This window comes from Pseudomonas sp. FSL R10-0399, assembly GCF_009600165.1.
Classification (GTDB): domain Bacteria; phylum Pseudomonadota; class Gammaproteobacteria; order Pseudomonadales; family Pseudomonadaceae; genus Aquipseudomonas; species Aquipseudomonas helleri.
On the sequence record NZ_WIWK01000018.1, the window covers coordinates 43,315 to 66,951 of the forward strand.

General features: G+C 58.3%; 19 protein-coding genes. 14 read left to right on the forward strand and 5 right to left on the reverse strand.

All coding sequences use genetic code 11. From position 1 onward, the window contains the following. The 5 genes from nuoK (at nucleotide 1) to GHO41_RS07880 (ending at nucleotide 7,560) form a co-directional block, all read left to right on the forward strand. A complete protein-coding gene (gene nuoK / locus GHO41_RS07860) occupies nucleotides 1-309 on the forward strand; it encodes an NADH-quinone oxidoreductase subunit NuoK (RefSeq protein ID WP_003446970.1) in 309 nt (102 codons plus the stop codon). Then, complete coding sequence (nuoL, locus tag GHO41_RS07865; RefSeq protein ID WP_048368556.1) at nucleotides 306-2,159, forward strand: NADH-quinone oxidoreductase subunit L; 1,854 nt, start codon at nucleotides 306-308, stop codon at nucleotides 2,157-2,159. The genes nuoK and nuoL overlap by 4 nt, the downstream gene beginning before the upstream one ends. 38 nt (nucleotides 2,160-2,197) lie before the next feature. After that, complete coding sequence (gene nuoM, locus GHO41_RS07870) at nucleotides 2,198-3,730, forward strand: NADH-quinone oxidoreductase subunit M (RefSeq protein WP_048387732.1); 1,533 nt, start codon at nucleotides 2,198-2,200, stop codon at nucleotides 3,728-3,730. A gap of 7 nt (nucleotides 3,731-3,737) precedes the next feature. Next, complete coding sequence (nuoN, locus tag GHO41_RS07875; RefSeq protein ID WP_048368558.1) at nucleotides 3,738-5,207, forward strand: NADH-quinone oxidoreductase subunit NuoN; 1,470 nt, start codon at nucleotides 3,738-3,740, stop codon at nucleotides 5,205-5,207. Between the two features lie 235 nt (nucleotides 5,208-5,442). Further along, nucleotides 5,443-7,560, forward strand: a complete 2,118-nt coding sequence (locus GHO41_RS07880) for a TonB-dependent receptor domain-containing protein (RefSeq protein ID WP_153433333.1) — start codon at nucleotides 5,443-5,445, stop codon at nucleotides 7,558-7,560. On the opposite strand, the gene GHO41_RS07885 is transcribed toward GHO41_RS07880, so the two are convergent. Beyond that, complete coding sequence (locus tag GHO41_RS07885; protein WP_123750405.1) at nucleotides 7,557-8,639, reverse strand: AI-2E family transporter; 1,083 nt, start codon at nucleotides 8,637-8,639, stop codon at nucleotides 7,557-7,559. The two genes, GHO41_RS07880 and GHO41_RS07885, sit on opposite strands and share 4 nt — an antisense overlap. Nucleotides 8,640-8,790: 151 nt before the next feature. Beyond that, nucleotides 8,791-9,537 (reverse strand): FadR/GntR family transcriptional regulator, encoded by a 747-nt coding sequence (locus GHO41_RS07890; RefSeq protein WP_123750549.1) that lies wholly within the window; start codon nucleotides 9,535-9,537, stop codon nucleotides 8,791-8,793. Nucleotides 9,538-9,995: 458 nt separating this feature from the next. Here GHO41_RS07890 and GHO41_RS07895 point away from each other — a divergent pair, with 458 nt between their 5' ends. The 8 genes from GHO41_RS07895 to yegQ all read left to right on the forward strand — a co-directional run bounded on the left by GHO41_RS07895 (nucleotide 9,996) and on the right by yegQ (nucleotide 18,555). Continuing rightward, nucleotides 9,996-11,264: an OprD family porin gene (locus GHO41_RS07895; protein ID WP_048368561.1), complete on the forward strand. Its 1,269-nt coding sequence runs from the start codon at nucleotides 9,996-9,998 to the stop codon at nucleotides 11,262-11,264. A 182-nt stretch (nucleotides 11,265-11,446) separates the two neighbouring features. Further along, nucleotides 11,447-12,274 carry an NAD(P)-dependent oxidoreductase gene (locus GHO41_RS07900; RefSeq protein ID WP_153433334.1) on the forward strand — a complete coding sequence of 276 codons (828 nt, stop codon included), beginning with the start codon at nucleotides 11,447-11,449 and terminating at the stop codon, nucleotides 12,272-12,274. 26 nt (nucleotides 12,275-12,300) lie between these two features. Beyond that, on the forward strand, nucleotides 12,301-13,188 hold the full coding sequence (locus GHO41_RS07905) for an SMP-30/gluconolactonase/LRE family protein (RefSeq protein WP_048368563.1): 888 nt from the start codon (nucleotides 12,301-12,303) through the stop codon (nucleotides 13,186-13,188). 59 nt (nucleotides 13,189-13,247) lie between these two features. Next, nucleotides 13,248-14,231, forward strand: coding sequence for a TRAP transporter substrate-binding protein (locus tag GHO41_RS07910; RefSeq protein WP_048368564.1), 984 nt, complete (start codon nucleotides 13,248-13,250; stop codon nucleotides 14,229-14,231). Between the two features lie 63 nt (nucleotides 14,232-14,294). Continuing rightward, nucleotides 14,295-14,822, forward strand: coding sequence for a TRAP transporter small permease (locus tag GHO41_RS07915; RefSeq protein ID WP_048387721.1), 528 nt, complete (start codon nucleotides 14,295-14,297; stop codon nucleotides 14,820-14,822). Continuing rightward, the gene (locus tag GHO41_RS07920) at nucleotides 14,823-16,103 is read left to right on the forward strand and encodes a TRAP transporter large permease (protein ID WP_048368566.1); all 1,281 of its coding nucleotides are present in this window, start codon (nucleotides 14,823-14,825) and stop codon (nucleotides 16,101-16,103) included. A 112-nt stretch (nucleotides 16,104-16,215) separates the two neighbouring features. Further along, complete coding sequence (locus GHO41_RS07925; RefSeq protein ID WP_153390269.1) at nucleotides 16,216-17,130, forward strand: DMT family transporter; 915 nt, start codon at nucleotides 16,216-16,218, stop codon at nucleotides 17,128-17,130. A gap of 84 nt (nucleotides 17,131-17,214) precedes the next feature. After that, nucleotides 17,215-18,555, forward strand: a complete 1,341-nt coding sequence (yegQ, locus tag GHO41_RS07930) for a tRNA 5-hydroxyuridine modification protein YegQ (RefSeq protein WP_153390267.1) — start codon at nucleotides 17,215-17,217, stop codon at nucleotides 18,553-18,555. 76 nt (nucleotides 18,556-18,631) lie between these two features. Here the strand turns inward: yegQ and GHO41_RS07935 are convergent, their stop codons facing one another. Both GHO41_RS07935 and htpG read right to left on the reverse strand, forming a co-directional pair. Beyond that, nucleotides 18,632-19,360, reverse strand: a complete 729-nt coding sequence (locus tag GHO41_RS07935; protein ID WP_153390265.1) for a dienelactone hydrolase family protein — start codon at nucleotides 19,358-19,360, stop codon at nucleotides 18,632-18,634. Between the two features lie 59 nt (nucleotides 19,361-19,419). Then, nucleotides 19,420-21,324 (reverse strand): molecular chaperone HtpG, encoded by a 1,905-nt coding sequence (gene htpG, locus GHO41_RS07940; protein WP_048368570.1) that lies wholly within the window; start codon nucleotides 21,322-21,324, stop codon nucleotides 19,420-19,422. Between the two features lie 221 nt (nucleotides 21,325-21,545). Here htpG and GHO41_RS07945 point away from each other — a divergent pair, with 221 nt between their 5' ends. Next, complete coding sequence (locus GHO41_RS07945; RefSeq protein ID WP_048391680.1) at nucleotides 21,546-21,800, forward strand: hypothetical protein; 255 nt, start codon at nucleotides 21,546-21,548, stop codon at nucleotides 21,798-21,800. A gap of 172 nt (nucleotides 21,801-21,972) precedes the next feature. Here GHO41_RS07945 and brnQ read toward each other — a convergent pair whose 3' ends face one another. Next, nucleotides 21,973-23,286 (reverse strand): branched-chain amino acid transport system II carrier protein, encoded by a 1,314-nt coding sequence (brnQ, locus tag GHO41_RS07950; RefSeq protein WP_123750396.1) that lies wholly within the window; start codon nucleotides 23,284-23,286, stop codon nucleotides 21,973-21,975. Nucleotides 23,287-23,637: the final 351 nt, after the last annotated feature.

Here is a 23,637-nt window from a genome sequence, read left to right on the forward strand (position 1 = left end):
ATGCCTGGAATACCTTTGGAACACGGGCTTGCGGTAGCAGGCGTACTGTTCTGCCTCGGTCTGGTTGGACTGATGGTTCGCCGTAACATTCTCTTCGTATTGATGAGTCTGGAAATCATGATGAACGCCGCTGCACTGGCGTTCATTGTGGCCGGTGCACGTTGGGCGCAGCCGGATGGACAAGTGATGTTCATCCTGGTGATCACCCTGGCAGCTGCCGAGGCCAGTATTGGCCTGGCGATCTTGCTGCAACTGTATCGCCGCTTCCACACGCTTGATATCGATGCTGCCAGTGAGATGCGCGGATGAACCTTCTCTTTCTGACTTTCGTATTCCCCCTGATCGGCTTTTTGCTGCTGTCGTTCTCCCGTGGACGCTTCAGCGAAAACCTCTCGGCACTGATCGGCGTCGGCTCCATTGGCCTGTCAGCCATCGTTGCCGCGTACGTGATCTGGCAATTCAACGTTGCGCCACCTGAAGGCGGCCACTACAGCCAAGTGCTGTGGCAGTGGATGTCGGTAGGCGACTTCAAGCCTAGCTTCACCCTGTACCTCGACGGCCTGGCAGTGACCATGCTCGGCGTTGTTGTCGGTGTGGGCTTCCTGATCCACGTATTTGCCTCCTGGTACATGCGCGGTGAAGACGGCTACTCGCGCTTCTTCTCCTACACCAACCTGTTTATCGCCAGCATGCTGTTCCTGATCCTGGCCGATAACCTGCTGTTCGTGTACTTCGGCTGGGAAGGCGTGGGCCTGTGCTCTTACCTGTTGATCGGTTTCTACTACAGCAACCGCAACAACGGTAACGCCGCACTCAAAGCCTTTATCGTGACCCGTATCGGTGACGTGTTCCTGGCCATCGGCCTGTTCATCCTGTTCCAACAGTTGGGCACGCTGAACATTCAGGAACTGCTGGTGCTGGCGCCGCAAAAATTCCAGGCCGGCGACTTCTGGATCGTTCTGGCGACCCTGATGCTGCTGGGCGGTGCGGTCGGTAAGTCGGCGCAATTGCCCCTGCAAACCTGGTTGGCAGATGCGATGGCGGGCCCGACACCTGTTTCGGCACTGATCCACGCCGCAACCATGGTGACCGCCGGTGTTTACCTGATCGCGCGGACCCACGGTCTGTTCACCCTGGCCCCTGAAGTGCTGCACCTGGTCGGCATCGTCGGCGGTGTGACACTGGTGCTCGCAGGTTTCGCAGCGCTGGTGCAAACCGACATCAAACGTATCCTCGCCTACTCGACCATGAGCCAGATCGGCTACATGTTCCTGGCGCTGGGCGTTGGCGCCTGGGACGGGGCGATTTTCCACCTGATGACCCACGCCTTCTTCAAGGCCCTGCTGTTCCTTGCATCGGGTGCGGTGATTGTTGCCTGCCACCACGAGCAGAACATCTTCAAGATGGGCGGCCTGTGGAAAAAACTGCCACTGGCTTACGCCAGCTTCATCGTCGGCGGCGCGGCCTTGTCGGCCTTGCCATTGCTGACAGCAGGCTTCTACTCCAAGGACGAAATTCTTTGGGAAGCCTTCGCCAGCGGTCACAGCGGTCTGCTGTATGCCGGTCTGGCGGGTGCGTTCATGACCTCTCTGTACACCTTCCGTCTGATCTTCGTCACCTTCCACGGTGAAGCCAAGACTGAAGCTCATGCAGGCCACGGCGTAACCTACTGGCTGCCACTGAGCATCCTGATTGTGCTGTCGACCTTCATCGGCGCCCTGATCACGCCTCCGTTGGCTGGCGTACTGCCACAAAGCGTTGGCCATGCTGGCGGCGAAGCCAAACACAGCCTGGAAATCGCCTCGGGTGCCATTGCCCTGGCCGGTATCCTGCTCGCTGCCCTGCTGTACCTGGGCAAACGTCGTTTCGTTACCGCTGTTGCCAATAGCGGCATCGGTCGCTTCCTCTCGGCCTGGTGGTTCGCTGCCTGGGGCTTCGACTGGCTGTACGACAAACTGTTCGTCAAACCGTACCTGTTGATCTGCCGCGTGCTGCGCAAAGATCCGCTGGACCAGACCATTGGTTTGATCCCGCAGATGGCCAAGGCCGGGCATAACGCCCTGAGCCGCAGCGAAACCGGTCAACTGCGTTGGTACGCTGCTTCCATGGCCGCCGGTGCTGTACTGGTCATGGGCGCCATCGTACTGGTAGCGGTCTGATATGAACCTTCGACATTGCGAAAGGAATTGAGCCCGTCATGATTCTGCCTTGGCTAATCCTGATCCCCTTTATCGGCGGCCTGCTGTGCTGGCTGGGTGAGCGCTTCGGCCCTACCCTGCCACGCTGGATTGCGTTGCTGACCATGTCCCTCGAACTTGCCCTCGGCCTTTGGCTGTGGGCGCACGGGGACTACCATCTGGCACCGAACCCGGGCGCTGCCCCGGCGTGGGCGCTTGAGTTCCAGCACACCTGGATCGAGCGCTTCGGCATCAGCGTGCACCTGGCGCTGGACGGCCTGTCGCTGCTGATGATCCTGCTGACCGGCCTGTTGGGCGTGTTGTCGGTACTGTGTTCCTGGAAAGAAATTCAGCGTCACGTGGGCTTCTTCCACCTGAACCTGATGTGGATCCTGGGCGGCGTAGTTGGCGTGTTCCTCGCCATCGACCTGTTCATGTTCTTCTTCTTCTGGGAAATGATGCTGGTGCCGATGTACTTCCTCATCGCGCTCTGGGGTCACAGCTCGTCCGACGGCAAGAAAACCCGTATCTACGCCGCGACCAAGTTTTTCATCTTCACTCAGGCTTCCGGCCTGATCATGCTGGTGGCGATCCTGGGCCTGGTGCTGGTCAACTACAATGAAACCGGTGTGCTGACCTTCAGCTACGCCGAGCTGCTGAAAACCAAGATGTCGCTCACCACCGAGTACATCCTGATGCTTGGCTTCTTCATTGCGTTTGCGGTGAAACTGCCGGTTGTACCGTTCCACTCCTGGTTGCCGGACGCTCACGCCCAGGCACCTACCGCAGGTTCGGTCGACTTGGCCGGTATCCTGCTCAAGACCGCTGCTTATGGTCTGCTGCGTTTCGCCTTGCCGCTGTTCCCGAATGCTTCGGCCGAGTTTGCGCCGATTGCCATGACCCTGGGTCTGATCGGGATTTTCTACGGTGCTTTCCTGGCCTTCGCACAAACCGATATCAAGCGTCTGATCGCGTTCTCCAGCGTTTCGCACATGGGCTTCGTTCTGATCGGCATCTACTCCGGCAGCCTGCTGGCGTTGCAAGGTGCAGTGATCCAGATGCTCGCGCACGGTGTTTCGGCAGCGGCGCTGTTTATCCTCAGCGGCCAGCTGTACGAGCGCCTGCACACCCGTGACATGCGTGAAATGGGTGGCTTGTGGTCGAAGATCGCTTACCTGCCGGCCATCAGCCTGTTCTTCGCTGCCGCGTCGCTGGGCTTGCCAGGCACCGGTAACTTCGTGGGTGAGTTCCTGATTCTGATGGGCTCGTTCGCCAGCTTCCCTTGGGTCACGGCCATTGCAACAACCGGTCTGGTGTTTGGTTCGGTTTACTCGCTGATCATGATTCACCGCGCCTACTTCGGCCCGTCCAAATCGGACGCGGTACTGGCCGGCATGGATGCTCGTGAACTGATCATGGTGCTCGGTCTGGCGGTACTGCTGATTTTCATCGGCGTGTACCCGCAACCGTTCCTCGATACCTCTGCTGCGACCATGCATGGCGTGCAGCAATGGCTCGGCACCGCCTTCACTCAACTCGCTTCGGCCCGGTAAGAGCGCTATGGAATTCACGATCCAACACTTTATCGCGCTTGCTCCACTGCTGATTACCAGCCTCACCGTTGTGGTGGTGATGCTGGCAATCGCGTGGCGCCGCAATCACTCACAGACCTTCCTGCTTTCGGTGGCGGGTCTTAACCTGGCACTGCTGTCGATTTTCCCGGCATTAAAAGTGGCACCGCTGGCTGTCACCCCGCTGTTGATGATGGACAACTTCGCCTATCTGTACACCGGGCTGATCCTGGTCTCGACGCTGGCCTGCGTCACCCTCGCCCATGCTTACCTGGGCGAAGGCGGCACCGGCTACCCGGGCAACCGCGAAGAGCTTTACCTGCTGATCCTGCTGGCTGCGGCTGGCGGTATCGTGCTGGTGAGCGCGCAACACCTGGCGGGTTTGTTCATCGGCCTGGAGTTGCTCTCGGTTCCGGTCTACGGCTTGGTGGCTTACGCCTTCTTCAACAAGCGTTCGCTGGAAGCCGGCATCAAGTACATGGTGCTGTCGGCTGCAGGTTCTGCGTTCCTGCTGTTCGGTATGGCCCTGCTGTACGCCGAAGCCGGCAGCCTGAGCTTCAGCGGTATCGGCCACGCCTTGGCGTCGACTGGCGCGCCAAGCGCCATCGCACAGCTGGGTCTGGGCATGATGCTGGTGGGTCTGGCCTTTAAACTGTCGCTGGTACCGTTCCACCTCTGGACCCCAGACGTGTACGAAGGTGCTCCGGCGCCTGTGGCGGCTTTCTTGGCCACCGCTTCGAAAGTTGCCGTGTTTGCCGTCATCGTGCGTCTGTTCCAGATCTCCCCGGCCGCGACTACCGGTGTGATGAGCGACGTACTGACCGTGATCGCGATTGCTTCGATCCTGTTCGGTAACCTGCTGGCCCTGACCCAAAACAACCTCAAGCGTCTGCTGGGTTTCTCGTCCATCGCCCACTTTGGCTACCTGCTGATCGCCCTGATTGCGAGCAAAGGCATGGCCGTTGAAGCGATCGGCGTGTACCTGATCACCTACGTGCTCACCAGCCTCGGTGCGTTCGGCGTCATTACCATGATGTCGTCGCCGTACAAAGGCCGTGACGCAGACGCACTGTACGAGTACCGCGGCCTGTTCTGGCGCCGTCCGTACATGACCGCCGTACTGACCGTGATGATGCTGTCCTTGGCCGGTATCCCGCTGACCGCTGGCTTTATCGGCAAGTTCTACATCATTGCGACCGGCGTTGAAGCTCACCAATGGTGGCTGGTCGGTTCCCTGATCCTGGGTAGCGCCATCGGCGTGTTCTACTACCTGCGTGTGATGGTGACCCTGTACCTGGTCGAGCCGAAACTGCATCGCCACGATGCTCCGCTGAACTGGGAGCAGAAAGCAGGTGGCGTGATGCTGCTGGCGGTTTCGATTCTGGTGTTCGTACTGGGCGTGTACCCACAACCGATGCTGGAACTGGTGCAACACGCAACGCTGTACCTGCACGGTTAAGCGTTAAACGGTTGTCCCGATACCCCGTGAAGGCCCGGCCTTCACGGGGTATTTTTTTTGATCCTGCCAGCCCCTTTAGGAGCGAGCTTGCCTCGCGATCTTTTAAAGATCAAAAGATCGCGAGGCAAGCTCGCTCCTACAGTTAGGTGGGGCTGTGATTGTCTGACAGTTGCGAGTGATTACGGGCTTGTATAGGCTGGCGCGCCGCCCGCCCATCGTCCTGGAATGCCTGTTAATGCGATCTGCCTTGTCTTCGTTTCTGCCTTTGGCGCTTGTCTGCGCTGCGCCCGCTTATGCTAACCCGCTGGAGTTGGGTGAGGTTCAGGTTCGCAGTGAGGAAAGCAGCGACCTGCAAGCCGCACAGGAGGCGCTCAAGCAGGTGCCCGGCGCCAGCAATGTGATCGACATGAACGCGGTCGAACAGGGCCGCGTCGCGACCAACAGTGATGTGCTGGCGTATCAACCCGGTGTGTATGCGCAATCTGGCGGTAATGAGGGCACCAAGGTCTCGGTGCGCGGTTCGGGCATCAACCGCGCCCCCGGCGCCCACGGCTCGGGCCTGTATGTGATGTTTGATGGCCTGCCGCTGACCGGCCCCGGCGGTACGCCCTATGAGCTGTTCGAGCCGTTGTGGCTGAGCCGCGCTGAGGTGTTGCGCGGTGCCAATGGTTTTGATGTCGGCGCGCTGGCCTTGGGTGGCTCGATCAATTACGTCACCCACACCGGCTATGACGCCGCGCCCCTGCAAGTGCGCTATGAAACGGGCAGTTATGGCTACCAGAAACGCCAAATCAGTTCCGGGCAAGTGTTGGGGGATCTGGACTACTACGTGTCGCTGAACGACGCTGAGACCAACGGCTATCAAGACCACACGTCAGGCAACAGCAAAGGCATCGCTGCCAATATTGGCTATCGTTTCAGCCCGCAACTGGAAACGCGCTTTTATCTGCGTTATCGCGAAACCGATAACGAACTCGCAGGCCGGGTCACCAAAGAGCAAATCAAGCATCACCCACGCGCTGCCAATCCGGCGTATGTGAGCGGCGACTACACCCGCCCGCAACCCGGCAGCACCTGGTTGGGCAACAAAACCACGCTGTACCTGGACGATGATTCGCAACTGGAAGTCGGGCTGGTTTACCACGATTACCCCATGGATCTGCGCGAAGGGCCTAACCGGCTGAAGGTGGCCTACACCGATGTCAGCGGCACCTTGAACTACAAGCGCCGCGACACCCTGTTTGGTCTTGAAAGCAAAACCACGGTGGGTCTGCGCAGCAGCAAGCATTTGCCCAACAGCGGCGCATCGGAATACGTGCGCATCCCGCGCGGCAATACCGCCAGCTATGCGCCGGGCACCAAAATGCGCGACTTCAGTTATCAGGGTTCGGACAGCGTGCTGCACGCCAGCAATGATCTGGAGCTGATGCCCGATCTGTGGCTGACCACCGGCATGGCGCTGATCTATACCCGCCGCGAAAGTGAAGTGAGCTACCCCGAAAGCGGCGGCAAAGTCAGCCGCCATGATTGGGATTACGCGCCGCGCCTGGGCTTGCGCTATGAGTTCAACCCGCACTTGCAGGTGTACGGCAACCTCAGTCGCTCGGTTGAGCCGCCGCACCCGTGGTCGATGATTTGGAGTTCGCCGTACGTATTCCCGGTGGGCAGCGGCCCGGCCACCGGGCGCCAAAGCACCCCGATTGCCATGCAGAACCAGACCGCGACCACCCTTGAGCTGGGCACGCGGGGCGACTCGGGGATCGGCCAATGGGATCTGGCCTGGTACTACTCGGCCGTGCGCCATGAACTGCTGACGGTTGAGCTGCAAGCTGCCACGGCGGACCTGGCACCGATTGTCGGCGAGTCCAACGCCAGCTCGACCGTGCACCAAGGCATTGAAGCCGGGCTCAATAGCCGCTTGTGGCAGCGCGATAGCGTGGGCAGCGTGTCGCTGCGTCAGGCCTACACCTTCAGCGACTTCCATTACCGCGATGACTCGCGCTTTGGTGACAACCGTTTGCCGGGCATCCCACAGCACTACTACCAGGCTGAAGTGCGTTATGAGCACCCGCAAGGCTTCTACGCGGGGGTCAACACCCAAGTGGCTTCACGTATGGCGGTGGACTATGCCAACACCTACTACACATCCTCTTACATGCTGTGGGGCGCGACGCTGGGCTACGCCTCCCCCAAGCGCGACTGGCAGACCTGGATCGACCTGCGCAACCTTACAGGCGAGCGCTACGCCGCCACGGTGACGCCGGGCTACGACGACAAAGGCCAGGACGCCGCCCGCTCCACCCCCGGCGAAGGCCGGGGCGCCTACGTCGGGGTTTCGTACAGCTTTCGTTAGTCGAGCGTGATTTTGTCAGCGGGCAAACGGACCTTGCGCCGCGTGCCGCTGAACAATCCCCAGCTCGACAGGAACAGGGCGGCGATCAATGGCCCGATGACAAAGCCATTGAGGCCGAAAATCGCCATGCCGCCCAAGGTCGAAATCAGGATCAGGAAGTCCGGCATTTTCGTGTCTTTGCCCACCAGGATCGGGCGTAATACGTTGTCGACCATACCGATGACGAAGACGCCGAACAGCGCCAGCACCACGCCTTGCCAGATCATCCCGGTGGTCAGGAAGTAAATCGCCACCGGCGCCCAGACGATGCCCGCCCCGACGGCAGGCAACAACGACAGAAACATCATCAGCACCGCCCAAAACAGCGAGCTCTGAATGCCCAGAATCCAGAAGATCACCCCGCCCAGCGCACCTTGTACAACGGCCACCGCCAAATTGCCTTTGACTGAAGCCCTGACCACACGACGCAATTTGATTTGCAGCAGGCGCTTGTGCTGTTCAGCCATGGGCACCGCATTGCGGATCAAACGCACCATGGCCTGACCGTCACGAATAAAGAAATACAACAGGTAGAGCATGATGAAAAAGCTCACCACCAGCTCAAAAGTGCTCTGGCCAAAGTTGAACACTTGGGTGGCAAAGAACTGGCTGCCTTCAAGCGCGCCCTTGGAGATTTTATCGCTGACGCCTTCAATGCTTCTCAAGCCCAAGCGGTCGAGCCATTCCGTGACCTGATGGGGCAAGCTGCTCTGCAGTTGGGCGATGTAGCCGGCGACGTTGATCTTGCCGCTTTGCACATCGCTATAAAGGGTGGCCACTTCTTGCACCAGCAGGATCGTGGTGAAAATCACCGGCAGAATCGCGATCAGGGTGCAGGCTGTGAGCGTGACAAAGGTGGCCAGGTTACGCCGACCTTTGAATTTGAGGAGCAACTTGCGCTGCAAGGGCGCGAACAGAATACCCAGCGCCACCGCCCAAAAAATCGCCCCATAGAACGGTAGCAAAATCCAGATAAAGGCAACGGTGACGAAGGCCAGAAGCAGGAGCAGGGTTTTACGTTGCAGACTTGTTTCGTTCATACACCTTCCATGTCTTAAGTAGACCTGTAGTCGCTGCCGAAGGCTGCGATAAGGACCGCAGGACCTTCGCTGTTGACTTCAACGGTGAGGGCCGTTGCGCAGCCCATCGCCGCCCATCGCAGCCTTCGGCAGCGACTACAAGTGCAGTTCTTTAGCCCTGCGCCTCTGCCTCTTCATGCGCATGGCGCAGGCGTTCGCGGCTGTTGGTCAGGTGTAAACGCATGGCCGCACGGGCGGCGTCGGAGTCCTGGCGGGCAATGGCGGCGTAGATTTCTTCGTGTTCACGGCCCAGGCGGCTCATGTACTGCCCCTGATCATCATGGGCCAGGCTCGCCGAGTTGAGGCGGGTGCGCGGGATGATACTGGTGCCCAGGTGGTTCATGATGTCGGTGAAATAGCGGTTGCCGGTGGCCAGCGCAATCTGCAGGTGGAATTGAAAATCCGACGCCACGGCATCGCCGTTACGGGCAGTGTTTTCGTTAAGGGCATCCAGGGCGGCACGCATGGCGGCCAACTGTTCCGGGTTACGACGCTGCGCGGCCAACCCGGCCGACTCAACCTCCAGGCTGATACGCAACTCCAGAATCGCCAGCACGTCGCGCAATGTCACCACGGTGGCCGGGTCGATACGAAAGCCGCTCGGGCTCGGCGTGTCCAGCACGAACGTGCCGATGCCATGCCGCGTCTCGACTTGCCCTGCCGCCTGCAAACGGGAGATTGCCTCGCGCACCACAGTGCGGCTGACGCCATGGGCTTCCATGATCGCGGACTCGGTGGGCAGCTTGTCGCCGCGCTTGAGCAAGCCGTCGCGAATTTGCTCGGACAGCACCGTCACCAATTCCTGCGCGAGGCTACGGCGTTTGCGAGGAAGGCGTGGAACGTCAGTGGGGTTTTCCATGGTCAACATTTATCTCGGGGTCTAAGTGCGAACTGCAAGTTATCGCATGATAGCTCATGGCGGTTGTACGATCACCCTTCGCCAGTGAGTTCAACCACCCCCTGCCCCGATGAAACCCTGATTTGTTTGCTTGACCCTGCATTGACAAAGGCCTCCGAAGGTGCAAATAATCCGCCAAAGTTGTACGACAACGGATAACACAACAATAATAATCAGGGAATTCCGTATGACCGCACTCTCTCGCATTACGCCCCTCGCACACCCCGGTCGAGCCCGATTGCACACGGGCCGATTGCCTGCCGCTTTTGCTGAACGTCTGTCTGCAGCAAAAGACTCTGCCGTCACAACGGTTTGAGTCAGCGCCCTGACACCAGGGCAACACACACCGCCTTCACATTGCAGGCCGCTTCTGTCGGTCACGTGAGGACGGCTTTGTCAAAAATGGGAGCACAACAATAATGAGATCTCACAACACCCGTTCATTGATTCTTATGGGGCTGGGCAGCATGTCGTTTACGCTGCCGCTGACAGGCATGGCAGAAGGGTTTATCGACGACACCAAAGCGACCCTTACCCTGCGTAACGCGTACATCAACCGCAACTACACCAACCCGGACTACCCCAACAGCCGCGCCCCGCAAAGCAAGGCCGAAGAATGGACGCAAAACTTCATTCTTGACGTCAAATCCGGCTTTACCCAAGGCACCGTCGGTTTCGGGGTGGACGTGCTGGGGATGTACTCGCAAAAACTTGATGGCGGCAAAGGCACGGCGGGCACGCAGTTGCTGCCGACCGGCAGTGATGGCGAACCGGCCAAGAATTTCGGGCGCCTGGGTGTCGCCGCCAAAGCCAAGTTCTCGAACACTGAACTGAAAGTCGGCGAGTGGATGCCGGTGCTGCCAATTTTGCGTTCAGATGACGGTCGCTCGCTGCCTCAGACCTTTCGCGGTGCACAGATCACCTCTAAAGAAATCACCAACCTGAACCTTTACGGCGGGCAGTTCCGCGCCAACAGCCCACGCAATGACGCGAGCATGGAAGACATGTCGCTCAACGGCAAAGGCGCCTTCACATCAGACCGCTTCAATTTTGCCGGCGGTGATTACACCTTCAACGAAAAGCGCACCCAGGTCGGCGCCTGGTATGCCGAACTGGAAAACATCTACCAGCAGCAATTCCTCAACCTGATCCACAGCCAGCCGGTGGGCGATGTCACCCTGGGCGCGAACCTCGGTTACTTCTGGGGCAAGGAAGACGGCAGCAAACGTGCCGGTGAACTGGACAACAAAACCGCATCTGCCCTGCTCTCGGCCAAATACAAAGGCAACACCCTGTATGTCGGCCTGCAAAGAGTGTACGGCGACGACGGCTGGTTCCGCGTCAACGGCACCAGCGGCGGCACCCTGGCCAACGACAGTTACAACTCCAGCTATGACCTGGCCAAGGAACGCTCCTGGCAACTGCGTCATGACCTTGATTTCGCCGTACTTGGGGTCCCGGGTCTGACCATGATGAACCGCTATATCAGCGGCAGTAACATCCACACCGCCACCACCACTGACGGCAAAGAGTGGGGCCGCGAATCGGAACTGGCCTACACCGTGCAAAGCGGCACCCTCAAGGACCTGACAGTGCGCTGGCGTAACGCGAGCATCCGTCGCGACTACAGCGCCCATGAGTTTGACGAGAACCGCATCTTTATCAGCTACCCGCTGTCGTTGTTGTAACCCGCCCGCTTGTCTCGTGATCGGTTTAAAGATCGCGAGGCAAGCTCGCGCCTGCAAAGGGTTGAGGCGCAATGATGGCACTTGGCAAAATCGCGCATTGACAACACCGCCCAGGGCTGTGAATAATCCGAACCAAGTCATACGACAACAGATGACATTAATAAGAAATGCAGGGGTCCTTGATGACTAACACTCGTACTGTCCAAACTCCCTTCAATCGCCTTCTTCTCACCGGTGCTGCGGGTGGTTTGGGGAAGGTGCTGCGCGAAACCCTCAAGCCTTATGCCAAGGTGCTGCGACTGTCTGATATTGCGCCAATGGCCTGCGCAGCCGACAGCCATGAAGAAACCATCGTGTGTGACCTCGCCGACAAACAGGCCGTGCACCAGTTGGTCAAAGGCGTGGACGCCATCCTGCATTTTGGCGGTGTGTCAGTTGAACGCCCCTTTGAAGAAATCCTCGGCCCCAACATCAGCGGCGTGTTTCATATTTACGAAGCGGCGCGCCGACACGGGGTCAAGCGTGTTGTATTTGCCAGCTCTAACCATGTGATCGGTTTTTACCAGCAAGACCAGACACTCGATGCCCGCTCCCCTCGCCGCCCCGACGGTTACTACGGGCTGTCGAAGTCGTATGGCGAAGACATGGCGACCTTTTATTTCGACCGTTATGGCATCGAAACCGTCAGCATCCGCATCGGCTCTTCCTTCCCCGAACCGCAAAACCGCCGAATGATGCACACCTGGCTGAGCTATGCCGACCTCACGCAGTTGCTCGAACGCGCGCTCTACACGCCGAATGTCGGGCATACCGTGGTCTATGGCGCCTCGAACAATTTGAACGTGTGGTGGGACAACCGCTATGCGGCGCACTTGGGTTTCGCCCCCAAGGACAACTCAGAGATCTTCCGCGACAAGGTTGAAGCTCAACCCATGCCGCCTGCCGGTGACCCCAGCAGAATTTATCAAGGCGGTGCCTTTGTGGCAGCCGGCCCTTTTGGCGACGAATAAGAACAACAACGCAGGGATCAAGCCGCATGACTGCCGAACTGATTCTAGACGCACGCAATGCCACGGGTGAAAGCCCGGTCTGGAGTGTTGCCGAACAAGCGCTGTACTGGGTTGATATCCCGGCCCGGCGTCTGCACCGCTGGCAGGCCGCCGATGGCTTCAGCCAAAGCTGGGAAGCCCCGCAAATGCTTGCGTGTATCGCCAGAGGCCATGATGGCCACTGGATTGGCGCAATGGAAAGCGGCGTTTTCACCCTCACGCCCCAGACCGATGGGCGCCTGAATACCCGCCTGTTAAGCAGCGTGAACCATGCCCAAGCGGGCATGCGTTTCAATGATGGTCGCTGTGATCGCCAGGGCCGCTTCTGGGCCGGCACCATGCTGCTGGACATGGCCGCAGGGGTGCCCGCCGGTGCGATGTATCGCTATGAAGCCGGGCAACACGAACCTCTGAAACCGCAGTTGACCGGGTTTATCGTGCCTAACGGCCTGGCGTTCAGCCCCGACGGCCTGACCCTGTACCTCTCGGACTCGCACCCGGACGTGCAAAAGATCTGGGCCTTCGATTACGACATCGACACGGCCACCCCACACAACCGCCGCCTGTTTGTCGACATGACACAACATCCGGGCCGCCCTGACGGCGCCGCTGTCGACGCCGACGGCTGCTACTGGATTTGCGGCAACGATGCCGGGTTGATTCACCGGTTTACCCCCGAAGGCACACTTGACCGCTCGCTGGCCGTCCCGGTCAAGAAGCCTGCGATGTGCGCCTTTGGCGGTGCGAATCTGGACACCCTGTTCGTCACCTCGATTCGCCCCGCAGGCGACCTCAGTGACCAACCTTTGGCGGGCGGCGTGTTTGCCCTTAACCCTGGTGTTAAAGGGCTGGCGGAGCCCGCGTACACAAGCTGACTGTTTAATCCTGCTGATCCAGAACCTTTAAATAACAAAAACAATATGTGGAGTGACCCATGGATTTCAAACGCACCTTACTCATCGCTGCATTGCCGCTTGCCTTCTGCCTGTCGGGCGTAGCCCAGGCCGAAATCAAGATCAAATTCGCTGAAGTTCACCCGGTCGGCTATCCGCCGGTAGTGGCTGAACAAGAGATGGGCAAAAAGCTGGCGGCGCAAAGCAACGGCGACATTTCGTTCAAGATGTTTGCCGGTGGCGTGCTCGGCTCCGAGAAAGAAGTGGTTGAACAGTTGCAGTCTGGCGCCGTGCAAATGACCCGTGTCAGCCTCGGCATCCTGGGCCCGGTGGTGCCGGAAACCAATGCCTTCAACCTGCCTTTCGTGTTCCGCGATCAAGCGCACATGCGCAAAATCATCGACGGCGAAATCGGCCAGGAGATGCTCGACAAAATCACCAACTCCGACTTCAACATGGTCGCTCTGGCGTGGATGGACGGCGGTACCCGCAACCTCTACACCAAAAAACCCGTGCGCGAGATAGCCGACCTCAAAGGCATGAAGATCCGCGTGCAAGGCAACCCGGTGTTTATCGACACCATCAATGACATGGGCGGTAACGGCATTGCCATGGCCACCGGCGAGATCTTCAGCGCCTTGCAGACGGGCGTGATTGATGGCGCCGAAAACAACCCCCCGACGTTCCTTGAACACAACCACTACCAGAACGCCAAGTACTTCACCTGGACTGACCATTTGATCCTGCCGGAACCCATCGTGATTGCCAAAACCACGTGGAACAAGCTCAACCCTGAGCAACAGGCACTGGTGCAGAAACTGGCCCGCGAAGCGCAGATGGAAGAGCGCGTGATCTGGGATAAAAAATCGGCCGAGAGTGAAGCCAAACTCAAAACCGCCGGTGTGGAGTTCATCACCCTCACCCCGGACCAGAAAAAAGCCTTCTACGACGCCACCCAACCGGTTCGTGACAAATACGGCGCCAACTACAAAGAGCTGATCTCGCGTATCGAAGCTGTTCAGTAAGCCTGTCCGATAACGCCGCGGTGACGGGCGCCAGCCCGTTCACCGCCACAGGGGTGAGCCTCCATGAAAAATGCCGTGCTGCGTTTTAACGACTTTCTGTACAGGGTCTGTATTGCGATCGCCGGGTTGTCGGTGTTGACCATGACCCTGATCATCCCTTGGGGCATCTTCGCCCGTTACGTGCTGGGCTCAGGGTCCAGTTGGCCAGAACCCACCGCCATTTTGTTGATGGTGGTGTTTACCTTCTTCGGTGCGGCGGCCAGCTATCGCGCAGGCGCACACATGGCCGTGGCCATGGCGGTTGAGCGCATGCCGCTGCACGTGCGCAAACCAGTGGCGGTGCTGGTACAAATCCTGATGGTCATCGTCTGCCTGTTCATGGCGGTCAAGGGTTTCAAACTCTGCGCCACCACCTGGAACCAATTTCTCGGCGAAATGCCGTCCATGCGGGTCGGCATTTCGTACTTGCCCATCCCCATCGGCGGCTTGATCACGCTGATCTTTGTCCTGGAAAAGCTCTTCCTGGGCGACCAGAGCCACCGCCGTGTTGTGCGGTTCGACATCGTAGAAGCCAGCGAAGAGGCCGTATAAATGGACGCTTTGGTACTGTTAGGCAGCTTTGTTGCGCTGATTCTGATTGGCATGCCGGTGGCTTACGCGCTGGGCCTGTCGGCGTTGATCGGCGCCTGGTGGATTGAAATTCCGTTCGACGCGCTGATGATCCAAGTGGCCGGGGGCGTGAATAAATTCTCGCTGTTGGCGATCCCGTTCTTCGTTCTGGCGGGCGCGATCATGGCCGAAGGCGGTATGTCGCGCCGGCTGGTCGCCTTCGCCGGGGTGCTGGTAGGCTTTGTGCGCGGCGGCCTGTCGCTGGTCAACATCGTGGCCTCGACCTTCTTTGGCGCCATCTCGGGCTCGTCGGTGGCCGACACCGCCTCGGTGGGGTCAGTGTTAATCCCGGAAATGGAGCGTGCGGGCTACCCTCGCGAGTTCTCTACGGCGGTGACGGTCAGCGGCTCGGTACAGGCCCTGCTCACCCCGCCGAGCCACAACTCGGTGCTGTACTCGCTGGCGGCCGGTGGCACAGTGTCAATTGCTTCGCTGTTTATGGCCGGGATCATGCCGGGGCTGTTGCTCAGTGCGGTGATGATGGGCCTGTGCATGATCTTTGCGCGCAAGCGCAACTACCCCAAGGGCGAAGTGATCCCGCTGAAAAAGGCCCTGAAAATCGCCGGTGACGCGCTGTGGGGGCTGATGGCCATGGTCATCATCCTGGGCGGTATTTTGTCGGGCATTTTTACGGCCACCGAGTCGGCGGCCATTGCGGTGTTGTGGTCATTCTTCGTAACCATGTTTATCTACCGCGACTACAAGTGGCGCGACCTGCCCAAGTTGATGCACCGGGCGGTACGGACGATTTCCATCGTGATGATCCTGATCGGTTTTGCCGCCAGCTTCGGTTACATCCTGACGCTGATGGAAATCCCGATGAAAATCACCACGGCGTTCCTGACCCTGTCGGATAACCGTTACGTGATCCTGATGTGCATCAACGTCATGTTGCTGCTGCTGGGCACGGTGATGGACATGGCGCCGCTGATTTTGATCCTGACGCCGATTCTGCTGCCGGTGATCATCGGTATCGGCGTTGATCCGGTGCACTTCGGCATGATCATGCTGGTGAACCTGGGCATCGGGCTGATTACCCCGCCGGTAGGTGCCGTGCTGTTTGTCGGTGCGGCGGTGGGCAAAGTCACGATTGAAAGCACCGTTAAAGCTCTGCTGCCGTTCTACCTGGCGTTGTTCGGCGTGCTGATGCTGGTGACCTACGTACCGGCCATCTCGCTGTGGCTGCCAAGCCTGGTGTTGTAACCCTCCCCTCTGTAGGAGCGAGCTTGTCTCGCGATCTTTTGATCTTTAAAAGATCGCGAGGCAAGCTCGCTCCTACAGTGCGTATTTACCCAGCCAAGGAGGCTGGTTGCTTATGTCTGCTCCTGCTCTGTTTCCCCGTCATGTTGCAGTGTTGATTCTGGTGCTGCTGGCCTGTGCCTTTGCCGGGAACCACATCGCTGCGCGTATTGCTTTCGATCACGAAACCGGCCTCTTGCTGGCGATTCTGTGCCGCGCCGGAGTCACCTTGCTGGTGCTGACGGCCTTGGTGGTCTGGCAACGCGAACGACCTCGCTTAACCGCTGCCAACTGGCGCTGGCAACTGTTGCTCGGCCTGCTGATTGCGGCGCAAAGCTTTTTTCTCTATTCAGCGGTGGCGCGCATTCCCGTCGCGCTGGCGTTGTTGATCGGCAATATGGCGCCGATTCTGCTGGTGTTGCTGACATGGGCGCTGGGCGGCGCTGCACCTACCCGCCGCGCAGCCCTGCTGATGGGCCTGATCATGTGCGGCCTGGTGTTTGCGCTGGACGTGCCCGAGCGTCTGGCCAATCAGGGCAGCACCGAGGCGCAATGGCTGGAAGGTATTCTGTTTGGCTTTGGCGCCGCCTCGGTGTTCGCCTGTGCGCTGTGGATCACCGATCACAAATTGTCGAGCCTGCGCGGCTCCGTGCGCAGCATGCTGACCATGTTGATTGTGTTCAGCGCCGCCACACTGGCCGGGATCAGCGGCGTGCTGCCCGGTGGAGTGTCGTTGCCCAGCTCGTCCACCGGCTGGACCGCCCTCGCCTGCCTGGTCACCTTGTATGGCTTCGGGTTCTGCTTGCTGTTTATCTGCATGACGCGCTTGAACATGGCGCAAAACGCCCCGGTGATGAACGTTGAGCCCGTGGCGAGTTTGCTGTTTGGCTGGCTGATCCTGGACCAGGTGCTGAGCAATGGCCAGGTAATCGGCGGGCTGATTGTGGTCGCCGGGATCGTCATGCTGGCCTTGCAACGCACGGCGCGTTAAGCCAGGTACGGGTTTTTAGATCCAGATCAATAAGCGCGCCCAAAGGCTCGACTACCATCGCGCCTTTTTGCGAAAGACCCGACCATGCGCCTTGCTCCACCCGAACTCCTCGCCCCTGCGGGCACCCTGAAAAACATGCGCTACGCCTTCGCCTATGGCGCGGACGCGGTTTACGCTGGCCAGCCGCGTTACAGCTTGCGGGTGCGCAACAACGAGTTTGACCACGACAACCTGGCCATCGGCATTCGCGAGGCCCAGGCCCAAGGCAAACGCTTTTACGTGGTGGTCAACATCGCCCCGCACAACGCCAAGCTGCGCACCTTCCTTAAAGACCTGGAGCCGGTAATTGCCATGGGCCCGGATGCGCTGATCATGTCCGATCCCGGGCTGATCATGCTGGTGCGCCAGCACTTCGCGCAGATGCCAATTCACTTGTCGGTGCAGGCCAACACAGTAAACTGGGCCAGTGTCGAGTTCTGGCGCCAGCAAGGCTTGAGCCGGATCATCCTGTCCCGCGAGCTGTCACTGGAAGAGATCGAAGAAATCCGTGAGCACGTGCCGGACATGGAGCTTGAGATTTTCGTCCATGGTGCGTTGTGCATGGCCTACTCCGGCCGTTGCCTGCTGTCTGGCTACATGAACAAGCGCGACGCCAATCAAGGCAGTTGCACCAACGCGTGTCGCTGGAAGTACGAAGCCAAGCCCGCCACAGAAAACGAACTGGGCAATGTTGTGAAGGTGGTTGAGCCGACCCTCGGTCTGGGCGCGCCGACCGACGAAGTGTTTGTGCTGCACGAAAGCAACCGCCCGGACGAAGCCATGTCGGCATTCGAGGACGAGCACGGCACCTACATCATGAACTCCAAAGACCTGCGCGCGGTGCAACACGTGGCTCGCCTGACGGAGATGGGCGTGCATTCGCTGAAGATTGAGGGGCGTACCAAGTCGCACTTTTACTGTGCGCGGGCGACGCAGGTCTACCGCAAGGCGATTGATGATGCGGTGGCCGGCCGTGAGTTCGACCGCAACTTGATGAATGATCTGGAGTCACTGGCGCAGCGCGGCTACACCGAAGGCTTTTTGCGTCGGCATGTGCATGACGAGTACCAGAATTATCTGCACGGCAGTTCTCTGTCACACCGCCAGCAGTTTGTCGGTGAATTGACCGGCGAGCGACGAAAAGGTCTCGCGGAAGTCAAAGTCAAAAACCGTTTTGCCGTGGGCGATCACCTGGAGTTGATGACTCCACGCGGCAATTACCACTTTGACCTGGACCAATTGCATAACACTGCAGGATTGCCGATCGAAGTCGCGCCGGGGGATGGGCACACGGTTTACTTGCCGATCCCCGAACAGGTGGACCTGAGCTATGCCCTGCTGATGCGTGATTTGACGGTGAGCGAAAGCCTAGAGAGAGCGCTGTAAACCTGTAGTCGCTGGCGCAGGCTGCGATCTTTTAAAAATCAAAAGATCGCAGCCTGCGGTAGCGACTACAGATTATTTAGCCCTTGAACACTTCATCCAGCAGGTTGTGCATGGCGGTGAAGGCGCGGTGTGCGGTCTTGGCGTCGTACATCATTTTGCCGGGCACGTTGGCGTGCGGGTCGGTGAACGAATGCACTGCGCTGCCATAGCTGGTCAACTGCCAGTCCACTTCGGCCGCATTCATCTCGGCTTCAAAAGCCGGCAATTGCTCATGGGGCACCAATGGGTCTGACGCACCGTGCAACACCAAAACAGAGCCAGTGATGTTGTTGGCGTCTGCCGGGTTTGGTGTATCCAGCGAGCCATGGAACGACACCGCAGCCTTTAGCGCAGCGCCATCACGGGCCAGTTCCAGCGAACAGCACCCACCAAAGCAGAAACCAAAGGTCGCCAATTGCTGGCTATCGACCTTGGCCTCAGTTTGCTCTTTGAGCACTGCGTAGGCCGCCTGCATGCGCTTGCGCAGCAAGGCACGGTCATTTTTCAGCGGCATCATGGCAGCGCCGGCTTCATCTCCGTTGGCGGGACGAACACCTTGGCCGTACAGGTCCGCAATCAGCACCACATACCCTTGCTCAGCGACCTTTTTGGCGATGTCCTCGGCGCCTGCGCTGATGCCCATCCAGTTCGGTGCCATCAGCAAACCCGGCAGCGACTCTTCGCGGCTTGGGTCATATGCCAGGCGGCTTTCGTAAGCTTGGCCATCGATTTGATAGACCACAGAACTGACCGTAATTGATTTCATTAAAAACTCCCGAATTCAAAGCAAAAAAAACCCGCCGAAGCGGGTTTTTTATAGACGTGTTACACGGACAACTCAACTAACAACTTATTTAGGCGACGGACATACGCCGCCGGATCTTTGAGGCTGTCACCAGCCGCCAGGGCAGCCTGGTCGAAGAGGATGTGCGACAGGTCGTCAAAACGCTCTTCGCTCTGCTCCGCATCCAGTTTTTCGATCAGCGGGTGACCCGGGTTGAATTCAAAGATCGGCTTGGAGTCCGGCACTTTCTGGCCGCTGGCTTCAAGGATCTGGCGCATTTGCAGGCCCAGGTCTTGTTCACCAATTGCCAGAATGGCTGGCGAGTCGGTCAGACGGTGCGAAACACGCACTTCGCTGACGCTTTCACCCAGCGCGGTCTTGATGCGCTCAACCAAACCTTCTTTGGCCTTGGCCACTTCTTCTGCGGCTTTTTTGTCCTCTTCAGAGTCCAGGTTGCCCAGATCGAGGTCACCGCGCGCCACGTCAACAAAGCTCTTGCCGTCGAACTCGGTCAGGTAGCTCATCAGCCACTCGTCGATACGGTCGGTCAGCAGCAGCACTTCGATGCCTTTCTTGCGGAAGACTTCCAGGTGCGGGCTGTTTTTGACCTGAGCGTAAGTTTCGCCGGTCAGGTAGTAGATCTTGTCCTGACCTTCTTTGGCACGTGCCAGGTACTCGGCCAGAGAAACCGTTTGCTCGCCATCATCACCATGGGTCGAAGCAAAGCGCAGCAGACCGGCGATTTTTTCTTTGTTGGCGAAATCTTCTGCCGGGCCTTCTTTGATGACCTGGCCGAAGTTTTTCCAGAAGCCCTGATATTTCTCTGGCTCGTTCTTCGCCAGTTTTTCCAGCATGTCCAGAACACGCTTGGTCAGCGCCGACTTCATGGAGTCGATGATCGGATCTTTCTGCAGGATTTCACGCGACACGTTCAGCGACAGGTCGTTGGAGTCAACCACACCTTTGATGAAGCGCAGGTACAGCGGCAGGAACGACTCAGCCTGATCCATCACGAATACGCGCTGTACATACAGCTTCAGGCCTTTAGGCGCTTCACGCTGGTACAGGTCGAACGGTGCACGGGCCGGGACATAGAGCAGCGAGCTGTATTCGAGCTTGCCTTCAACCTTGTTGTGGCTCCAGGCCAGCGGGTTCTCGTAGTCGTGGGCAATGTGCTTGTAGAACTCCTGGTATTCCTCGTCCTTCACTTCAGTGCGAGGACGGGTCCACAGGGCGCTGGCGCGGTTAACGGTTTCCCATTCCAGTGCCGGTGCTTCTTCACCTTCGGCTGCGGCCTGCTCTTTAGGCAGTTCGATCGGCAAGGCGATGTGGTCGGAGTATTTTTTGATGATGTTGCGCAGGCGCCAGCCATCAGCGAACTCTTCGTCGCCGGACTTGAGGTGCAGAACGATCTTGGTGCCGCGAGAGGCTTTTTCGACGTTCTCAACTTCGAACTCGCCTTCGCCTTTGGAAGACCAGTGCACGCCTTCGCTGGCAGGTGTACCGGCGCGGCGGCTATATACGTCAACTTTGTCAGCGACGATAAAGGCCGAGTAGAAGCCCACACCGAACTGGCCAATGAGGTTCGAGTCTTTCTTTTGATCGCCCGACAGGTTTTTCATGAAATCAGCGGTGCCGGACTTGGCGATCGTACCCAGGTGGGCGATCACGTCGTCACGGTTCATGCCAATACCGTTGTCTTCGAGGGTGACGGTTTTAGCGTCCTTGTCGAAGCTCACACGGATTTTAAGTTCGTCGCCGCCTTCCAGCAGTTCTGGTTTGGACAGCGCTTCAAAACGTAATTTGTCGACAGCATCAGAGGCGTTCGAGATCAATTCGCGAAGGAAGATTTCCTTGTTGGAATACAGCGAATGGATCATGAGGTGCAACAGTTGCTTGACCTCGGTCTGGAAGCCCAGGGTTTCCTTTTGAGTTTCCACGCTCATTGTTATCAAACTCCGATTAGATGGCATGAGCCACGCCCAAGAGGGTTGGCGGCGGGATGTGATGAAAGTTGGGGCCTGAACTCTGGATTTCAAGGCCTGATACTTTTTACCAATAGATTCTGTGCAATCGGCACTACTTATATATCTGCAGGGCGATGGAACTTAAGTACCGCGGGCTGGCTCAAACGCCCCGTAGAACTACTCACAAGGAGAAACATCCCATGCGTAATACCGTTGCTGTTGCCTTGATGCTGGCCGCTTCCCTGGGCCTTGCTGCTTGCGATAAAAAATCCGAAGACAAAGCCCAGGACGCTAATCAGCACGCAGAACAAGCTCAACAAAAAATGTCTGAAGCGCAAGACAAGGTAAACGACGCTGCTAAAGAGAACGCTGAGGCGGCTAAAGCCCAAGCTGAATCCAATGAAGCAGCAGCAAAAGAAGCCGCTCAGGATGCTCCAGCGGCTGAAAGCAAGTAATTCGCTGTAGCTGACCTTGTAGGAGCGAGCTTGCCTCGCGATCTTTGGATCTTTTAAAAGATCGCGAGGCAAGCTCGCTCTTACAGGCAAGCGCCATAAAAAAAGCCCTGTATCTCATCGATACAGGGCTTTTTTATTGACACCGTGGGCGCGCTTTTGGCGGGCAGTGTCGTCAGGCAATGGCTTCTTGTGACTTGCCCAGCAGGCGGTCGTAAATGAACGCACCTACCAGAACGATCAGCGACGGCACCAGCCAGGCCAAGCCTTGCTCGCTGAAGGGCATGTGAGTCAGCCAGTTCGGCAAGCCATCTGCCAGACCTGCGCCCTTCAGGGCATCGACCACGCCAAAAATGAACGACGCCAGCATCACCGGACCGACGATACGCGTCTGCTCATTCCAGAAGCCTTTGCAGAAACTCAAGGCCACCAGCACGATGCACGGCGGGTAAATAGCGGTCAGCACGGGTATGGAAAAGGCGATCAACTTGGTCAGACCCAGGTTGGACACCACCAGCGAGAACACGGCAAGGATAATCACCAAGGCCTTGTAGGACAGCGGCAAGATCTTGCTGAAGTACTCGGCACAGGCACAGGTCAGGCCCACCGCTGTTACCAGGCATGCCAATGCAATCAACACAGCCAGGAAACCACTGCCGAGCGAACCAAAGGTGTGCTGAACGTAGGCGTGCAACACCGCAGCCCCGTTGGTTGCACCGATAGCCACTTCATGGCTGCCGGAACCCAGGCGGAACAGGCTGAGGTACACCAGTGTCAGACCGACACCTGCCACCAGGCCAGCAATGATCGCGTAGCGGGTAATCAGTTTCGGCGACTCGACACCGCGGGAACGGATCGCGTTAACGATCACGATGCCGAAAACCAGTGCGCCCAAGGTGTCCATGGTCAGGTAACCCTGAATAAACCCTTGAGAGAACGGCGCAGCCTCATAGACCGGGGTCGCGCTACCGATATCACCGGCAGGCAAGGCAAACGCGGCGATACCGAGAATGGCCAGGGCGATGATTTTGAGCGGAGCCAGGAAGCGCCCTACCGTGTCCAGCAAACGACCTGGATACAGCGAAACGAAGAACACGATCAAGAAGTACACGGAGCTGTACAGGAACAGCGCCAACGGGCTTTCACCGGTCAGGGGCGCCAGACCCACTTCGAACGACACGGTTGCCGTACGCGGTGTGGCGAACAGCGGGCCCACAGCCAGGTAGGCCGCAGCCGCGAGCAAGCCACCGGCGATTTTGCCAATCGGGCTGCTCAGTGCATCCATGCCGCCGCCAACTTTGGCCAGGGCGACAACAGTGACAACCGGCAAACCCACAGCCGTAATCAAAAAGCCCAGCGCGGCGATCCAGACATTAGGCCCGGATTGCAAACCAACGATTGGCGGGAAAATGATATTGCCAGCCCCAACGAACAGGGCAAAGGTCATAAACCCAAGTGCCAGAATGTCCTGGCCTTTCAAAACTTTCATTACGGAAGTACCACACTAGTAAATCGGGATTTAGAGGGGAATTTCCCGTGCGGATATGGGAAATGTTGTCAGTCTGAATAAGACCGACCCGTCTAGCGCGTGGCTTCCTTGTGGGACGCACACGCAGAAAAGCAGAATGGCGGCAAGATTACCGAGTTTTTAAGATGAACGCACTGTTGCAGGGCATTCTGTCCGATGAACGAACGCAGTTGTCGCCTGGATGACATCGAAATTTAAACTGGTGTGATTTTCCTACATTGGTATTCCCACATCGCTGTAGGAGCCAACTGTCTTTCGCTTTGCCCGACAAACGCACATATCAGGGTGGCAGGCGCTAAGTTTGCCTTCCGG

What these genes read in the sequence shown, in the direction of transcription:
- GHO41_RS07885 (WP_123750405.1), bottom strand. Translation starts at nt 8,639, where the DNA reads ATGAACGAAACAAGTCTGCAACGTAAAACCCTGCTCCTGCTTCTGGCC.
- GHO41_RS07895 (WP_048368561.1), top strand. Translation starts at nt 9,996, where the DNA reads ATGAGATCTCACAACACCCGTTCATTGATTCTTATGGGGCTGGGCAGC.
- GHO41_RS07910 (WP_048368564.1), top strand. Translation starts at nt 13,248, where the DNA reads ATGGATTTCAAACGCACCTTACTCATCGCTGCATTGCCGCTTGCCTTC.
- yegQ (WP_153390267.1), top strand. Translation starts at nt 17,215, where the DNA reads ATGCGCCTTGCTCCACCCGAACTCCTCGCCCCTGCGGGCACCCTGAAA.
- nuoN (WP_048368558.1), top strand. Translation starts at nt 3,738, where the DNA reads ATGGAATTCACGATCCAACACTTTATCGCGCTTGCTCCACTGCTGATT.
- GHO41_RS07945 (WP_048391680.1), top strand. Translation starts at nt 21,546, where the DNA reads ATGCGTAATACCGTTGCTGTTGCCTTGATGCTGGCCGCTTCCCTGGGC.
- nuoL (WP_048368556.1), top strand. Translation starts at nt 306, where the DNA reads ATGAACCTTCTCTTTCTGACTTTCGTATTCCCCCTGATCGGCTTTTTG.
- GHO41_RS07925 (WP_153390269.1), top strand. Translation starts at nt 16,216, where the DNA reads ATGTCTGCTCCTGCTCTGTTTCCCCGTCATGTTGCAGTGTTGATTCTG.
- GHO41_RS07880 (WP_153433333.1), top strand. Translation starts at nt 5,443, where the DNA reads ATGCGATCTGCCTTGTCTTCGTTTCTGCCTTTGGCGCTTGTCTGCGCT.
- GHO41_RS07890 (WP_123750549.1), bottom strand. Translation starts at nt 9,537, where the DNA reads ATGGAAAACCCCACTGACGTTCCACGCCTTCCTCGCAAACGCCGTAGC.
- GHO41_RS07915 (WP_048387721.1), top strand. Translation starts at nt 14,295, where the DNA reads ATGAAAAATGCCGTGCTGCGTTTTAACGACTTTCTGTACAGGGTCTGT.
- GHO41_RS07920 (WP_048368566.1), top strand. Translation starts at nt 14,823, where the DNA reads ATGGACGCTTTGGTACTGTTAGGCAGCTTTGTTGCGCTGATTCTGATT.
- nuoM (WP_048387732.1), top strand. Translation starts at nt 2,198, where the DNA reads ATGATTCTGCCTTGGCTAATCCTGATCCCCTTTATCGGCGGCCTGCTG.
- GHO41_RS07905 (WP_048368563.1), top strand. Translation starts at nt 12,301, where the DNA reads ATGACTGCCGAACTGATTCTAGACGCACGCAATGCCACGGGTGAAAGC.
- brnQ (WP_123750396.1), bottom strand. Translation starts at nt 23,286, where the DNA reads ATGAAAGTTTTGAAAGGCCAGGACATTCTGGCACTTGGGTTTATGACC.
- nuoK (WP_003446970.1), top strand. Translation starts at nt 1, where the DNA reads ATGCCTGGAATACCTTTGGAACACGGGCTTGCGGTAGCAGGCGTACTG.
- GHO41_RS07900 (WP_153433334.1), top strand. Translation starts at nt 11,447, where the DNA reads ATGACTAACACTCGTACTGTCCAAACTCCCTTCAATCGCCTTCTTCTC.
- htpG (WP_048368570.1), bottom strand. Translation starts at nt 21,324, where the DNA reads ATGAGCGTGGAAACTCAAAAGGAAACCCTGGGCTTCCAGACCGAGGTC.
- GHO41_RS07935 (WP_153390265.1), bottom strand. Translation starts at nt 19,360, where the DNA reads ATGAAATCAATTACGGTCAGTTCTGTGGTCTATCAAATCGATGGCCAA.